This window comes from Pseudomonas sp. XP2 (assembly GCF_053557975.1).
Map to the genome: position 1 here is coordinate 75,857 of NZ_JBNRIK010000021.1, position 15,355 is coordinate 91,211.

At 60.0% G+C, this 15,355-nt stretch carries 18 protein-coding genes; 14 read left to right on the top strand and 4 right to left on the bottom strand.

Annotation, left to right across the window (positions count from 1 at the left end; genetic code table 11):
* Nucleotides 1-101: 101 nt before the first annotated feature.
* From ACK1VC_RS20830 to ACK1VC_RS20840, 3 genes are all read left to right on the top strand, one after another.
* Entirely contained in the window at nt 102-554 is a 453-nt protein-coding gene (locus ACK1VC_RS20830; RefSeq protein ID WP_060518344.1) for a DUF1090 family protein, read from the top strand.
* 39 nt (nt 555-593) lie between these two features.
* On the top strand, nt 594-788 hold the full coding sequence (locus ACK1VC_RS20835; protein WP_033731210.1) for a hypothetical protein: 195 nt from the start codon (nt 594-596) through the stop codon (nt 786-788).
* 89 nt (nt 789-877) lie between these two features.
* Nucleotides 878-1,186, top strand: coding sequence for a DUF2388 domain-containing protein (locus tag ACK1VC_RS20840; RefSeq protein ID WP_016485770.1), 309 nt, complete (start codon nt 878-880; stop codon nt 1,184-1,186).
* Nucleotides 1,187-1,301: 115 nt separating this feature from the next.
* Here ACK1VC_RS20840 and ACK1VC_RS20845 read toward each other — a convergent pair whose 3' ends face one another.
* Together ACK1VC_RS20845 and gcvA are read right to left on the bottom strand one after the other, a co-directional pair.
* A complete protein-coding gene (locus tag ACK1VC_RS20845) occupies nt 1,302-2,006 on the bottom strand; it encodes an SDR family oxidoreductase (RefSeq protein WP_016485771.1) in 705 nt (234 codons plus the stop codon).
* A gap of 97 nt (nt 2,007-2,103) precedes the next feature.
* Entirely contained in the window at nt 2,104-2,997 is an 894-nt protein-coding gene (gene gcvA / locus ACK1VC_RS20850; RefSeq protein WP_033734083.1) for a transcriptional regulator GcvA, read from the bottom strand.
* Nucleotides 2,998-3,210: 213 nt separating this feature from the next.
* Here gcvA and ACK1VC_RS20855 point away from each other — a divergent pair, with 213 nt between their 5' ends.
* The 6 genes from ACK1VC_RS20855 (at nt 3,211) to ACK1VC_RS20880 (ending at nt 8,815) form a co-directional block, all read left to right on the top strand.
* Nucleotides 3,211-3,765 (top strand): helix-turn-helix domain-containing protein, encoded by a 555-nt coding sequence (locus ACK1VC_RS20855; RefSeq protein ID WP_016485773.1) that lies wholly within the window; start codon nt 3,211-3,213, stop codon nt 3,763-3,765.
* Between the two features lie 27 nt (nt 3,766-3,792).
* Nucleotides 3,793-5,139 (top strand): glutamine synthetase family protein, encoded by a 1,347-nt coding sequence (locus ACK1VC_RS20860; RefSeq protein ID WP_016485774.1) that lies wholly within the window; start codon nt 3,793-3,795, stop codon nt 5,137-5,139.
* 75 nt (nt 5,140-5,214) lie between these two features.
* The gene (locus tag ACK1VC_RS20865; protein WP_016485775.1) at nt 5,215-5,988 is read left to right on the top strand and encodes a gamma-glutamyl-gamma-aminobutyrate hydrolase family protein; all 774 of its coding nucleotides are present in this window, start codon (nt 5,215-5,217) and stop codon (nt 5,986-5,988) included.
* A gap of 69 nt (nt 5,989-6,057) precedes the next feature.
* Entirely contained in the window at nt 6,058-7,416 is a 1,359-nt protein-coding gene (locus tag ACK1VC_RS20870; protein ID WP_016485776.1) for an aspartate aminotransferase family protein, read from the top strand.
* A gap of 178 nt (nt 7,417-7,594) precedes the next feature.
* A complete protein-coding gene (locus ACK1VC_RS20875) occupies nt 7,595-8,149 on the top strand; it encodes a helix-turn-helix domain-containing protein (protein ID WP_016485777.1) in 555 nt (184 codons plus the stop codon).
* A gap of 108 nt (nt 8,150-8,257) precedes the next feature.
* Complete coding sequence (locus ACK1VC_RS20880) at nt 8,258-8,815, top strand: GNAT family N-acetyltransferase (protein WP_191087443.1); 558 nt, start codon at nt 8,258-8,260, stop codon at nt 8,813-8,815.
* 14 nt (nt 8,816-8,829) lie between these two features.
* Here ACK1VC_RS20880 and ACK1VC_RS20885 read toward each other — a convergent pair whose 3' ends face one another.
* Both ACK1VC_RS20885 and ACK1VC_RS20890 read right to left on the bottom strand, forming a co-directional pair.
* On the bottom strand, nt 8,830-9,390 hold the full coding sequence (locus ACK1VC_RS20885; protein ID WP_016485779.1) for a nucleotidyltransferase family protein: 561 nt from the start codon (nt 9,388-9,390) through the stop codon (nt 8,830-8,832).
* Between the two features lie 105 nt (nt 9,391-9,495).
* Nucleotides 9,496-11,556 (bottom strand): TonB-dependent siderophore receptor, encoded by a 2,061-nt coding sequence (locus ACK1VC_RS20890; RefSeq protein ID WP_449118034.1) that lies wholly within the window; start codon nt 11,554-11,556, stop codon nt 9,496-9,498.
* A gap of 414 nt (nt 11,557-11,970) precedes the next feature.
* Between ACK1VC_RS20890 and ACK1VC_RS20895 the strand changes: the two genes are divergently transcribed.
* The 5 genes from ACK1VC_RS20895 to sfnG all read left to right on the top strand — a co-directional run bounded on the left by ACK1VC_RS20895 (nt 11,971) and on the right by sfnG (nt 15,270).
* Entirely contained in the window at nt 11,971-12,261 is a 291-nt protein-coding gene (locus tag ACK1VC_RS20895; RefSeq protein ID WP_016485782.1) for a hypothetical protein, read from the top strand.
* A gap of 11 nt (nt 12,262-12,272) precedes the next feature.
* The gene (locus tag ACK1VC_RS20900) at nt 12,273-12,905 is read left to right on the top strand and encodes a hypothetical protein (RefSeq protein WP_060518385.1); all 633 of its coding nucleotides are present in this window, start codon (nt 12,273-12,275) and stop codon (nt 12,903-12,905) included.
* 423 nt (nt 12,906-13,328) lie between these two features.
* Nucleotides 13,329-13,586: a hypothetical protein gene (locus tag ACK1VC_RS20905; protein ID WP_016485784.1), complete on the top strand. Its 258-nt coding sequence runs from the start codon at nt 13,329-13,331 to the stop codon at nt 13,584-13,586.
* A gap of 125 nt (nt 13,587-13,711) precedes the next feature.
* Nucleotides 13,712-13,999 (top strand): DUF3077 domain-containing protein, encoded by a 288-nt coding sequence (locus ACK1VC_RS20910; RefSeq protein ID WP_024717324.1) that lies wholly within the window; start codon nt 13,712-13,714, stop codon nt 13,997-13,999.
* A 176-nt stretch (nt 14,000-14,175) separates the two neighbouring features.
* Complete coding sequence (sfnG, locus tag ACK1VC_RS20915; RefSeq protein ID WP_016485786.1) at nt 14,176-15,270, top strand: dimethylsulfone monooxygenase SfnG; 1,095 nt, start codon at nt 14,176-14,178, stop codon at nt 15,268-15,270.
* Nucleotides 15,271-15,355: the final 85 nt, after the last annotated feature.

Below are 15,355 nucleotides of genomic sequence, written 5' to 3' on the forward strand. Positions count from 1 at the left end.
TAATGCCAAGTAAGGTCGACGTAAAGCCGGTCGCGTCATCGCGAGGTACTGTGCTGCCCAGGTTGAGCATGGTGCTCGATGGTTTTACAAGGCTTTCAGGTATGCAGGGTCGACGTGTTGTGGGTAAGCAGTTAGCAGGGTATCCGTACAGGAAGCACGCGCTCGGTATTCGTAGCGTGGGGGCAGCGCCTTTTTTACTGGTTGTATTCGCTGTGTTTGCAGTGTGTGACCTGTCTTTGGCAGGAGATGTTAAGCGCTGTGAACAGCGCAGAGACGAGATTGCTCACGAAAGGGATCAGGCAATACGGTATGGGAATATATACCAGCAGAGAGGATTGGAAGCTGCGTTGTCTCGGGTTCAGCGGTATTGCCGTGATGATGAACCGAGCGAACCAGGCGAACAAGTGTCTCGCGCACTGAAAGACGTTCACCGGAGGGAGGACCAGCTGGAAGCTGCGATAGCGTCCGGGTCTTCCAGAATGGTTGAAAGATACAAGGGGAAACTGGAGCAAGCGCAGGAGCGGCTGCGCAGGGTTTCAGGGGAAGAAAGGTAGTTACATTGTTATATTGATCGGTGGTCAACGGGGCGTTTAATGAAGTCATTGATGTGTATGTGTCCGCTTTTATTTTCCTTTCTGGTTTCCGGTTGTACCGCGAGTGATTGGGTTGAAGTGGCGGGCGGTGTCATGCAGGGGCGTGACGATTATAATAAAGCCCAGCGCACTGCGCGCTTGAAGCGCGCGAATAAGGCGGCGATGCGGATGAAGCGGAGCCATTTTGTTGAGTGATGCCAGTAAAGGGCTCGCTGACGGGTCTGCTGAAGTGATGGTATAACGGCTTTAACGCTGCTTCGGGTGTTCTTTATTCAGGTTTATTAATGCGCTTTATATTTTCCTTGTCCACTTATTGTTTTTTGGTTTTTTCCAGCCCTGCGATGGCGATGAATGATTTCTGGGCCGAAACCCTCATCTCCAGCACGAGCACTGCAACCACCTACTTGACCTCGCGGGATAAAAAGCTGATAGCCGCAACGCGAGATGATGCCAGCAGCTATGTTGCGAGCGATGGCAACATCAAGGGGGTCTACCTTGAAGCTGCGATGGATAAATTTCGGCACTCCCATCCAGACATAGCTATCAGTGACATGGCCTTGGCTCAATTCATATTGGCTTACGAGAACTATTAACCTTGAAGGTCAAACGGCCACGACTGGCTGGCTTGCGGGGGAGCGCGTCGAGCACGCGAGCACCCCTGTTGCAGAAACCGAAGGCCGCAGCAGCGCAGACTGCGGCCATACCCAATCACACGCTGCGGGTCAGGCCGCCGTCAACCTTGATGTTTTGCCCGGTGATGTAGGCAGCGCCTTCGCTGGCGAGAAACGCGATGGTGGCTGCGATTTCCTCGCGGGTGCCATAGCGTTTGAGCGGCACGCTGTCGCGGCGTTGTTCGGTGGCCGGCAGGCTGTCGATCCAGCCGGGGAGAACGTTGTTGATGCGCACGTTATCCCCGGCAAAATTGTCGGCGAAGATCTTGGTGAAGGCGGCCAGGCCCGAGCGGAAAACAGCAGAGGTCGGGAACAACTCACTCGGCTCGAACGCCCACGCCGTGGAAATGTTGATGATCACCCCCCCTTTCTGGCGTTGCATGTAAGGCGTTACCAGGCGCGTAGGGCGGATGACATTGAGCAGGTAGGTGTCCATGCCCTTGTGCCAGTCCTCGTCGCTGATCTCCAGGATCGGCGCGCGCGGGCCATGGCCAGCGCTATTGACCAGCACGTCGATGCGGCCCCACTTTTCTACCACGGCATCTACCAGGCGTTTCAGGTCTTCAACCGACTGGTTGCTGCCGGTTACGCCAATGCCGCCAAGTTCGGCAGCCAGTGCTTCGCCCTTGCCCGAAGAGGAAAGGATGCCCACCTTGAAGCCGTCAGCGGCCAGGCGTCGTGCTGCTGCCGCGCCCATGCCGCTGCCACCGGCTGTGATAATCGCAACTTTTTCTACTGACATGCTGCCTCCAACGTGAACGGCTGATTGCTTAGGTGCAATCACCTTAGCAGTAGCCCCAGCGGGGAGGGAGGCAGCCAAACTTTACCGTGGCAGTAGATTAACTATTGTCAGCCTGTTGCTTGAGCCAGCGCCGCACAACGCCTAGCGATTCAGGCTGCTGCAGCTTGCGTGGCCACACCAGATAGAACGACTTGTCGAGCCCTAGCTGCTGAGCGAAGACCTGGACCAGCCTGCCCGCAACGATTTCATCGCTGACGAACGCCAGGCTGGCCAACGCAATGCCCTGACCACTGATGGCCGCATCAATAGCCAACGAGGTCTGATTGAACCGCAGGTTCTTGGCCGTCGGTTGCGCGTGTTGCGGGAACACTGCGGCCAGGTATTGAGGCCAGAAATCATGGGCATCGTGAAGCATGATGAAATCTTGAAGCTGCGCAAAGCTGGCGGGCACACGGGTGCCCTCAAAAAGCGTTGGGCTGGCCACGGCGACAATGCGCTGATCCATCAGCAGTTCGCTGTTCAAGCCCGCGCCGATTTCAGGCTTGCCGTAGCGCACTGCGATATCCACGCCATCGGTGCTGAAGTGCGACAGCCGGTCCGTGGCCAGCACACGCAGATCGATATCCGGGTGTTTTTGCGCAAAGTTGCCCAGCCTGGGGATAAGCCACTTTGAGGCAAACGTCGGGGTAACGCTGACGGTCAAGTGAGCCGCCTGTGGCCGGAGCAGCCGGGTTGCTTCATCAATCATTGCCAAGGCGCTGCGGATGCTGGCGCTGTAGCCCAGGCCCGCATCGGTCAGCGCCAGGCCCCGCGGGAGGCGCTCGAACAAACGAAGCTTCAGGTGCGCTTCCAGCCCACGTATCTGTTGAGCAACTGCCGCCTGGGTCACACCCAGTTCCTCGGCAGCCAGGCGGAAGTTCAGGTGGCGGGCAACCACTTCAAACACGCGTAGCGCGTTAAGCGGGGGCAGTTCAGGGAAACCGTTTGGCATGACGATGGCAATGGCCGGGCTGGGAAGATTCACCGCGCAGGCTACTCCCTGAGCACCGTTAAAGAAACCCGGCCCACCTTTATCAACCTAGATCCCTGGGCCGCAGGGCATCGGTTCGCTGCTGCGCATTTCCATCGTCCTGCTTGACTCGTGAAAAATTTACTGTATTTTTTCATGAAAAATAACTCTAAAAATTTCACGGCAGCCCAATCGATGAAGATGCACGAAGAGGTTGAAGCCCTCGCGATCCTTATTCACGACCTGCGCAAATTCAAGAACCTGACCCTGGGCGAGCTGGCCGAGCGCATCAACCGCTCGGTCGGCTTCCTCTCTCAGGTCGAACGCGGTGTTTCGCGCCCTACCGTGGCGGACCTCACCGCCATCAGCGAAGCGCTCGGCGTGTCGACCGCGTACTTCTACAACCTCAGCAAGCCCCGCAGCATTGGTTGGGTCACGCGCCCCCACGAGCGGCGCACGCTGTACCTGGAGTCGGGCATTACCGATGTGCTGGCTTCGCCCACCATCGCCGGTGCCTTCGCCATGCTCGACAGCCACCTCGAACCAGGCGCCACCAGTGGCGAGGCGTACCTGAGTGACCGTTCCGAGCAGGGCTGTTTCGTACTGGAAGGCGAACTCACGGTATGGCTGGACCACGGCGAGCCCGTGACCCTGCAGGCCAACGACTGCTTCCAGGTGCAACCCCACGCGCAGTTCCGCTACGCCAACCTCACGGCAAAACCCACCCGCGTGCTCTGGGTCTTCAATTGAATTCGTTCACCTCACAAGGATAAGAAGATGAGTGTCATCTTTCCGGATCTGCTGGCTGAAGTGCGCTCGTTCCGAGCGGAGCACCCAGAAATTCGTTATGTCGACCTGATTGCGCTGGATATCCCCGGGCACTTCTACGGCAAGCGCTACCCCATGGACATGCTGGAAAAGGTTGCAGCCGGTGCACCTCTGAAGCTGCCGCAGAACTGCGTGTTGTTGGGTACCCAGGGTGGCCTTTACCCGATTGGCGATTACTGCTTTGCCGACGGCGACCCGGATGCTGCCCGGCGCCTGGTGCCGGGTACCCTGAAGCCAGTGCGCTGGGAAAAAGAAGTGATTGCCCAGATGCTCATCACCTCCGACGGCACCGACAAGCCTATCGAGTTCGAGCCCCGTGAAGTGCTGGCCCGCGTGATTCAGCGCCTGGCCAAACGCGGCATCCGCCCGGTGGTGGCTTTCGAGCTGGAGTTCTACTTGTTCGACCGCAAGCTCGACAACGGCCTGCCACAGTACCCACGGGACACCGCGACCGGGGACGAGGACGACCAGCCGAACATGCACATCGAGCGGCTTTCACGCTTCTCGTCGGTGCTGCACGAGATGGTCGATGGCGCCAACGAGCAGGGTGTGCCGGCGAACGTCATCACCGCAGAGCTGGGCCCTGGCCAGTTCGAGATCAATTTTTCCCACAGCGACGATGCGCTGAGCGCGGCGGACTGGTCGGCGCTGTTCTGCCGCAGTACCCGCGGTATCGCCATGAAGCACGGCTACCGTGCCAGCTTCATGAGCAAGCCATACCTGGACGCGCCGGGCAGCGGCATGCATGTGCACGTCAGCCTGTATGACGCTGCCGGCAACAACATCCTGGCCGGCGCGCAGCAGCGCAAGCTGCGCCATGCGGTGGCGGGGTGCCTGGAGCTGCTGCCGCACTGCATGCCGATCTTCGCCCCCAACCACAATGCTTACCGCCGCTACGGTGCCATGGTGAACGCGGCGAGCAAGGCCAGCTGGGGCTTCGAAGACCGTGATGCGTGCATTCGCATCCCCGAGTCCGACCCGCGCAACCTGCGCATCGAACACCGCATCGCCGGTGCCGATGCCAACCCGTACCTGGTGTTGGCGGCCATTCTGACCGGCATGGAGCATGGCCTGGACCGTGGCGTCGAGCCCATCGCCCCGCTGAACGAAAACCGTCAGAGCGGTATCGACTTCCCCAAAGATGCCCTCGGTGCCCTGGCCGCCATGCGTCACCACCCGGTGGTCAACGAAGGCTTGGGCAGTGAGTTCGTGATGGTGTACTGCGAGAACAAATACCAGGAACAACTGGACTTCATGCGCCACATCGATGCCCGCGAATACCGCTGGTTCCTGTAGGTGGCGAAGTCCAGACAGCGACGCTGCACCCTCCCTTTCACTACAACGCGCAATATGGATTTGCCGGAGGAAGATATGCCCCGTGTGCCCGTTATCGGCATTACCGCATGCACCAGCATGATCGAGCTACATGCAACCCAGACCATCAGCGAGAAATACGCGCGTGCGGCGGCCAAGGCAGCGTGTGGGTTGCCCATCGTGATTCCCAGCCTAGGTGAGCTGATGGACAGCGCCGATATTCTCGACGTGGTGGACGGGCTGATTTTCACCGGTTCACCGTCCAACATCGAGCCGTTCCACTACAACGGCGCGGCCAGTGCAGAGGGCACGCTGCACGACCCGCTGCGTGATGCCACCACGTTGCCGCTGATGCGTGCGGCCATCGCCGCCGGCGTGCCGGTGCTCGGCATTTGCCGGGGCTTCCAGGAAATGAACGTGGCACTGGGCGGCACGCTGCACCAGAAAGTCCACGAGACCGGCGTGTTCATGGACCACCGCGAAGGCAAGGACGAGCCCCTGGACAAGCAATATGGGCCGCGCCACACCCTGCATGTAAAGCCCGGCGGCATGCTCGATCGCATGGGCTTGCCGGCGATCTTCGACGTCAATTCCATCCATGGCCAGGGCATCGATGTACTGGCCCCGGGGCTACGGGTGGAAGCGCTGGCACCCGATGGCCTGGTGGAAGCGATTTCGGTCGAGAACGGCAAGGGTTTTGCCCTGGCCGTGCAATGGCACCCCGAGTTCCAGGTCATGGACAACCCGCATTACCTGACCATCTTCCAGGCCTTTGGCAAGGCCTGCCGACAGCGCTCGGTACTGCGCCAAAGGCTGTTGCTGTCGGCCTGAACACCGACCGTTCCCAACTATAAAAGTACCCGCGCAGCCTGGCCGCGCAACTTGATGGAGTAGAAGTCAATGAGTGAAAAGAATTCGCAGACCCTTGCCTGGCAATCGATGAGCCGCGACCATCACCTGGCCCCGTTCAGCGATGTCAAACAACTGGCTGAGAAAGGCCCGCGCATCATCACCTCGGCCAAGGGCGTGTACCTTTGGGACAGCGAGGGCAACAAGATTCTCGATGGCATGGCCGGCCTGTGGTGCGTGGCGGTCGGCTACGGTCGCGATGAGCTGGCCGAAGTTGCCAGCCAGCAGATGAAGCAGCTGCCTTACTACAACCTGTTCTTCCAGACCGCGCACCCCCCTGCGCTGGAGCTGGCCAAGGCAATCGCCGATGTGGCGCCGCAAGGCATGAACCATGTGTTCTTCACCGGCTCCGGCTCTGAAGGCAACGACACCGTGCTGCGCATGGTGCGCCATTACTGGGCGCTGAAGGGCAAGAAGAGCAAGCAGGTCATCATTGGCCGCATCAACGGCTACCACGGTTCTACCGTGGCGGGCGCAGCCTTGGGTGGCATGAGCGGCATGCACCAGCAGGGCGGGGTGATCCCGGATATCGTGCACATCCCGCAGCCGTACTGGTTCGGCGAAGGCGGCGACATGACCGAGGCCGACTTCGGCGTGTGGGCGGCCGAGCAGTTGGAAAAGAAGATTCTTGAAGTTGGCGTAGACAACGTTGCCGCCTTCATCGCCGAACCGATCCAGGGCGCCGGTGGCGTGATTATTCCGCCGCAAACCTACTGGCCGAAGGTGAAGGAAATTCTCGCCAGGTACGACATCCTGTTCGTTGCCGATGAAGTGATTTGCGGCTTCGGCCGCACCGGTGAATGGTTCGGTACCGACTACTACGACCTCAAGCCCGACCTGATGACCATTGCCAAGGGACTGACCTCTGGTTACATCCCCATGGGCGGGGTAATCGTGCGTGACGAAGTGGCCAAGGTCATCAGCGAAGGCGGTGACTTCAACCATGGCTTTACCTATTCCGGCCACCCGGTGGCAGCTGCGGTAGGCCTGGAGAACCTGCGCATCCTGCGTGACGAGCAGATCATCCAGCAGGTGCACGATAAAACCGCGCCGTACCTGCAACAACGCCTGCGCGAACTGGCCGACCACCCGTTGGTGGGCGAAGTGCGCGGCCTGGGCATGCTCGGCGCAATCGAGCTGGTGAAAGACAAGGCCACCCGCGCCCGTTACGAAGGCAAAGGTGTCGGCATGATCTGCCGCCAGCACTGTTTCGACAACGGCCTGATCATGCGCGCCGTGGGCGACACCATGATCATCGCGCCGCCGCTGGTGATCAGCATCGAGGAGATCGACGAGCTGGTGGAAAAAGCCCGCAAGTGCCTGGACCTGACCTATGAGGCTGTGCGGTAAGGGCAGAGGTTTTGCCTGTAGATTTTCAGCACCTGTGATATCGAGCGCCGCCCACGCGGCGCTCGATCTACGCCCCAACCGCAAAACCCACGTCAGGCCCCCAAAGCAATTTGCTTTGTGAGATGAATCCTGTACTTTTCAAGGCATTATTTTCCCGTCTGAAAGTCGCGATTCAACTATGAAAGTGCACGAAGAAATCGAAGGCCTGGCAGTACTGATTCGCGACCTGCGCAAGTTCAAAGGCCTGACGCTGGGCGAGCTGGCTCAGCGTATCGGCCGTTCGGTGGGCTTTCTGTCCCAGGTCGAACGGGGCGTGTCGCGCCCGACCGTGGCCGACCTCACAGCCATCAGCGAAGAGCTCGGCGTCTCGACCGCCTACTTTTACAAGCTGGACAAGCCCCGCGAGCTCGACTGGGTCACCCGCCCTCACGAGCGGCGTACCCTTCACCTGGCGGGTGGCATCACCGATGTGCTGGCATCCCCCACGATAACGGGCGCGTTCTCCATGCTCGATAGCCACCTGGAGCCAGGGGCCAGCAGTGGCGAGGAATACCTGGACGACAGCTCGGAGCAGGGCTGCTTCGTGCTCGAAGGCGAGCTGACGGTGTGGCTGGGTGGTGGCGAGCCGGTCACGCTGCGGGCCAGTGACAGTTTTCAGCTGCAACCCCACGCCAGTTTTCGCTATGCCAACCTCACCGACAAGCCCACCCGCGTGCTCTGGGTGTTCAGCTGAGAGGCGTTTGGGTGCAGGTCACATAGGTAAGCTGTAGTCCCGCTCGACAAGAAACGACCCATCGCAGACCATCTGAAGCTTCCACAAGGATGCCCAGGAACGAATGCCATGGCTTGCCTGCCGACGCTGCATACCGATCGCCTTGTACTCACACCCCTGCGACTGGAGGATGCACCTGCAATCCAGAAACTGTTCCCGCAATGGGAAGTTGTCCGCTACCTCGATCGTCGCGTCCCATGGCCATATCCGGAAGACGGTGCGCTGGTCTATGTACGGGATATCGCCCTGCCTGCCATGGCTGCGGGCCGTGAATGGTACTGGATGATCCGCCTGCGCAACGAGGCTGACTGCACCATTGGCAGCATCAGTTTGTATGAGCAGCCTGGAAACAACAGAGGCTTCTGGCTTGCGCCGCAGTGGTGGGGCATGGGCTACATGCGCGAAGCCTGCAGGGTCATCAACGCCTATTGGTTCGAGGCGTTGTCACGCCCGCTCATGCAGGTTCCCAAAGCCGTTGCCAACCATGCCTCGCGCAAGGTTTCAGAGCATGAGGGAATGCGCAGGGTGAGTACCCGCGATGGATATTTTGTTTCTGGGCCAATGCAGGTCGAGGTATGGGAGCTGACACGCAGTGACTGGTTCAGCGCGTCGAAAACCGGACACTAGCTTGAGCATTCTGATCACTCGACCAAGACAAGCCATGGCCAACGCTCCCGGTAGCTGGCGGCTTTTTCCCTGAACAAGCCTGGCCGTGGGTTCAGCTCGTTCATGTTCAGCAGATCGTGCTGCAGGTCATCCAGGCCATGGGTGCTGTACAACGTGCCCGTGCACACATCAACCCCAAGGCAGGTCGAGCGGATCAGGTAGCGGTCGATGCCATCCGTGACCTTGAGCAATGGCGAATAAGCACCGCCGAATTTCCCCTGGTACCAGAGGTGGACGCGGGCCTGGTTGCGCACTTCCACGTTGACGCCCAAGTGCGCGCAGGCCTGCTGCACCCTGGTGATTACCCGGTCCTCTGCCTCCCAGGACACATCGGCGTCAAAGTAGGCGATGTCATAGTCCTTGATGCCCCAGCCGGCAGGCAGCCCTGCGCGGTGGTTCCAGAAGGTCTGGAACAGGGCGCCTGCCACCAGCATGCAGTGGGGGATATCCAGCGTTGCCAGCACCGCCAGGAGTGCCCGGTTTACCGGGTTCTCGCGGATGATCGCCAGTAACTGCTCGTCAGTCAGTGAATGCATGGATACCGTCCTTGATAGTCGCATTGCAAGGGCTGAGCTTACTTGAATGGCGCCAAAGCCATCACTGGATGCCGTTCAGTGCGCCGCTACACAGGACGGGCGGGGTCAGTACTTCCAGGTCACCGAAGCCGTCAGGTTGCGCGGTGCACCGTAGCTGGCGGTTGTCGCGTTGTTGTACAGCGACAGCAGGTATTTGCGGTCGGTGACATTGTTCAGGTTCAGCGACGTGCTCCAGTTGCTGTCAATGTCGTAGCTGGTCATCAGGTCAACCAGGCCGTAGGCGTTCTGGTGGATGGCGCTGTTGGTGTCGTTCTCGACGCCGGTCTGCCAGCTAACACGGGCGCCAACCTTCATCTGTGGCAGGGTCGGCAAGCGGTAAGTGACCATGCCGCGCAAGCTGTGGGCCGGCATATATTTGCGCGCACGCTCGCCGTTGTCATCGTCAATACGTACATAGGTGTAGCCGGCGAGCAGGTCGAGGCCTGGCGCCACTTCGCCGGATGCCTGCAACTCTACGCCGTGGCTCTTGAAGTCGCCCGGTGTGTAAACCTCTTGAACCCCGTCGAACCCGGCATCCACGGCCACGTTGCGCTGCTCGGTCTTGAACAGCGCAGCGGTCAGGTGCAGGCGCTCGTCCATCACCCTGCCTTTTACCCCCACTTCCATGCTCTTGCCTTCCAGTGGGTCGAGCAGCTTGCCGTCGGTACCGACCACGTTGTACTGCGGGTTGTAGATTTTGGTCCAGCTGCCGTAAATGCTCCATGCCTCGTTCAGGTCGTAGACCAGGCCGGTGTAGGGCGTGACCTTGCCATGGGCGCGCGTGGAGTGTTCTGAACCGTAGCTCTCACCCTTGCCGTCGGCGCTGAGCATGCGTGCACCGGCTATCCAGTGCAGGTTATCGGCCAGGCTGAATCGCGCACCGGCGAATACGCTTTTTTGCGTGTCCTGGAAGTTCTGCGCCAGGTCGTCACTGGTGACGCCAAACGAGGGCATAGGCGTATTGCCCGCGAGGATGCCCGAGAACGAAGTGTTGAAGAAACTGCCATGCTCCAGGTCTTCATCGTACTCCTGGCCTTTTTGGTGCGTGCGCCCGTACGCGGCCCCGAAGGTCAACTGGTGCTCGCGACCGAACAGGCTGAACGGGCCTTGCACCTTGGCCTCGCCCAGCAGCTGGTGAGCCTCGCTGCGGGTGTGGTTGGCATACGCGTCGGCTACATCACCAGAGACGCCACCTACATAAAGCATGTTGGTGTTCTGCTTTTCCTGCTGCCCGGTGGCCGTGAGCGTGGCGTTCCAGTCATTGCCGAAATCATGCTTCAGCTCGACGAAGGCCCGCTGGGTGTGCAGGTTCCAGTAGGTCCACGGCTGGCCGATGCTGTTGCTGCGCCCGCTGTAGTGGATGGCATTGCCGTCATTGTCCACCAGTGGCAGGTTGCCCCAGGTGCTGCCGTTGGAGTCACTGTTGTGCTGGGAGAAGCCCACGGTCACGGTGTCGGCGTCGGACACATCGAACGCCAGCAGGCCGGCAGCAACGTTGCGCTCGTGGCTGTAGCGGTCCATCCATGAGTTGCCCTTGTCGTGGGAGTAGATGAAACGCCCGCGCACATTGCCGCTGTCGGTCAGCGGGCCGGCAACATCGACGTCGATACGGCGGCTGTCCCACGAGCCGACGCTGGTGTCGACCTGCGCCTGGAAGGTATCTGTCGGGCGTTTACGCACGAAGTTGACCGTGGCCGACGGGTTGCCGGCACCACTCATCAAGCCATTGGCGCCGTGCAACACGTCGATCTGCTCGTACTCGGCCAGGTCCTGGTCCTCTACCAGCGTGCTGCTTACGAAGGGCATGCCCATGCCGTCGTACTCGAAGGTGTCGATGTCGAAACCGCGCGAAGTGAATTCGGTACGGTCGGTTTCGGTTTGCTCGACGGTTACCGACGGTGCTGCGCGCAGTGCGTCCTTGATACCGGTGATCTTGAAATCGTCCAGCGCCTGGCGGGTGATGGTTGTCACGCCCTGCGGGGTCTGCTTGTCGGTCAGGCCCAGTTTGGTGGTGCTGGATGAGGCCCTGCCTTCGTAGCCCTGGCTCACGGCATCCATCACTTCGCTCGTGCTGTCGATCTGGGTCGCGGGCAGGGTGAGGTTGTCGGCGGCATGAACGACAGGCATGGCGCTGCATGCGCCGACCAGCAAGAGGCGGGCAGGGAGATGACGTTTCACGGGGAATTCCTGAGGCGGGGGCTGGTAAAAGGGTTACAGATTTCGTGCGAATGAGAATCTACGTCAAATGAGAAGATATATTGATAAATAATGTTTCATGCTTCTTCACCTCTCGCGAAACACGGCCTAGGTGGATGGCAGCAGCTAGCCGGTGCTCACGGAGGTTTCAAGCGGCTGCCGCGAGCAGCCTTGAAAGCGTTGGTTACATTGCCCTGCGCCGTCTTGCGGCTGGCAGGGCCATAGTTCATGCGTGTTCCGGGTCATCGCTCGAATCGGGGGGGAACCGCTGGTCGCTTTGGCTTCGCAAGCGCTAGATTTGATCCGGATTTTGTACGATGATTTTCGTAATGGCAGGGATGAGCTATGAAAACCGGTTTCAGGGAGGCCCAGCGCGCAGTGATAGCGGCGCTTGAATCAGGGGAGTACCAACACGTTTCGCGCGGGGATATCGATATAAAGAACCTGTTGGCTACAGGGGAGGTGTCAGCCCGAGAGGTTGTCGAAGTCGTGCGCTCCTGCCGGGGCATTCACCACGCAAGCAGCCCTCACCACGCTGTCGCTGCCGTAGAGGTGCATGTACTCAAACGGGATGGCTGGTACATCAAGTTCTTTTTTATCGAACCAGACACCTGGTTCATAAGCGTTCACCAGTGAGTACCCAGATCATGAAGATTCTGTTTGAAGGGGATAGCGGAAAAGCACTGTGCGAGCACTGCCAGGCAGTGGTGACCACTCGCTATGCCCGCCGGGATGTACCGTTCAGCGATGGCAAGGGTGTGGCCAGGGACATATTGGTGGGCGTGTGTACCCGTTGCGATGGCGTGGTCGCACTTCCACCGCAATCCACACCAGCCATTCACGAGGCGCGTAAGCAGCAGCTCAAGTCGATCGAGGCGCGCTTGCCGGCCGTCTATGTGGACGTGCTGGATGCGGCCATGCATGCAGTCAGCAGCGACGCCGGGGCCCATTTACGCAAGTTGTTTCTGGCCCACTATGTTCAGCGGTTGGCGCAGGTTCAGCAGGGGGGCCGATTGCAGGCTGCGCATCTGGCGTTCATCCAGGCGCTGGATGCACAGCGGGAGCAGCGCGGGCTTGCAAGGTCCAATGCAACCCGGCGGTTGTCGATGAAGGTTAATCCGCACATGGCAGAGGACCTGCTTGCGCTGCAACAACAAACCGAGATGAACCAGACCGAGTTGCTGAAGGCCGTGATCGCCCTGATCCAGGCGGATGTGCTCGAAGAGCGGGACGAGGAAGTGATTGTGGCGCTGCAGCGGCTGGCGCGGTTGGCGGTATAGTCAGCACTGAACATTGTCGCTTGTGCGTGGGGCAACCACGCACAGGGCTCTTCGTTGGCCCGCCACATTCTTTGTCGTTCCTACACGATAGAGCCAGATTTTTCCCCTTCCATGTAGTCCGTTTCTGAATCATCCTTTTCAAGCCGTTTCACCATTGCGATGGAAACCTGATCTCCCTAGTCTCGACCTGTCGTTGCAAATTCAACGACCGGGTCTGCAAGCCTGCGAGTCAACTAGAAGAGCTCACCATCAGCTAACGGCGCTTTGCGCTCAGCTGCGTTTTATGGTGGCTGCGTACGGGTGGTCTTCGGACCAACCGGGCTTTCTAGTTGCCTCGGTCTTGCAGGCCCTTACGTAGCCGCCACCCAATCATCTGCAAGTGAGCAGGTGGCGATCTTGGTAGTGCAACTAGAGAGATTCGCCATGCTCAAAATTGTTCCCGATCCACCTTTCTCCGCTGACCCTTCGCACCACCTGGAAGACACCCTGATCCAGGCCACCGAATACGTCCTCTGCGCCTTGTCCGTAGGCCATCACGCCCTCTCCACGCTGCCCAAGTCTCCCGCCACCGTCATGACCTTGGCGGTGATGCATGAAGTGGAGGCCGTGCGCTCGTTACTGGAGTCGGCGATTGCGCAGGTGCAGTTCAAAGGCAAGCCGCAAATGCATACCTTGCATTGATGGGCTGAAATCAAGTTTTGCCAGCGGTGGATGGCACCGGCTGCGCCCGTGTTCGCGGGTGAACCCGCTCCCACAGGAGAGTGGAGGGCAGTACCACTGGCTGGCAGATTCAGAAGAGGTTCAAGATGGATAAAGAATTGGATGACGACACCGGCACCCTGGGGCTGACCGTAGGCTCGGCCACTTGCCTGGACGGTATCATCGACGGCAAGAAGCTGTTCCGTGTCGAGCCCGGCAACTGCTGTGACCATGCTGTCGAGCAGGCCTCTGTGTTGATGGACTGCTCTCGGCGGGCATCGTTTATCGGGGTAATGGACAACGAGCCGGTGCTGGTCTGGGCCTCGCACTTTCTGTGCGACATGGCCAAAGCCTTGATGGATGACGCTCACATGGGCATGCGCAAGAACCGGTGAGCCAGCAGCAAGCGGCGATGTTGCGCAGGCAACAGTGATCCGACAGCGTGTTTGACCACATGCAGTCAACATCGCCGACTAGTTCCATTAACCCGTTGAAAGTAAAGGAATCCAGCCGTTGGCACGCTTGCTGCTCCTGCCTCCTTGAACCCCAAAGATTCTCAAGGAGCTTCCCCATGAGCCACGCCCCACTCAAGTTCGCCTACTGGGTCCCCAACGTCAGCGGTGGCCTGGTGGTCAGCACCATCGAGCAGCGCACCAGCTGGGACATCGACTACAACCGCAAGCTTGCGCAAATCGCTGAAAAAGCGGGCTTCGACTACGCCCTGTCGCAAATCCGCTTCACCGCCGGCTACGGCGCCGACAACCAGCATGAGTCGGTCACCATCAGCCATGCGCTGCTGGCGGCCACGGAAAAGCTCAAGGTCATCGCCGCCATCCTGCCAGGGCCGTGGAACCCGGCGCTGGCGGCCAAGCAGTTGGCCAGTATCGACCAGTTCACCCATGGCCGCATCGCCATCAACGTGGTGTCGGGCTGGTTCAAGGGCGAGTTCCACGCCATCGGTGAGCCGTGGCTGGACCACGACGAGCGCTATCGCCGTTCCGAGGAGTTCATCCGCGCGCTCAAGGGCATCTGGACGCAGGACAACTTCACCTTCAACGGCGACTTCTATCGCTTCCGTGACTACAACCTCAAACCCAAGCCACTGCAGCAACCGCACCCCGAGATCTTCCAGGGCGGCAGTTCGCGTGCGGCGCGGGACATGGCCGCGCGGGTGTCGGACTGGTACTTCACCAACGGCAACAGCGTGGAAGGGATCAAGGCCCAGGTCGATGATATCCGCGCCAAGGCCGCAGCCAACGGCCACTCGGTCAAGGTTGGGGTGAATGCCTTCATCATTGCCCGCGACACCGAGGAACAGGCGCGTGCGGTGTTGCAGGAGATCATCGACAAGGCCAACCCCGAGGCGGTGCGGGCGTTCGGCAACGAGGTGAAGCACGCCGGGGCAGCCAGCCCGGAAGGCGAGGGCAACTGGGCCAAGTCCAGCTTCGAGGACCTGGTGCAGTACAACGATGGCTTCAAGACCAACCTGATCGGCACGCCGCAGCAAATTGCCGAGCGCATCGTTGCGCTGAAGGCAGTGGGGGTGGATTTGATCCTGTCCGGCTTTCTGCATTTTCAGGAGGAAGTGGCGTACTTTGGTGAGCACGTGTTGCCGCTGGTGCGTGAGCTGGAAGCCGGTCGCAGCGTAGACAAGGCAGTGGCCTGAGGCCTGTGCCGAATTGCCGGGGGCGCTTTGCGCGCCTTTGCGGCCGGAGGCGCCAAGGCAAGGCTGCTCGCGCCGGGCATTAGCC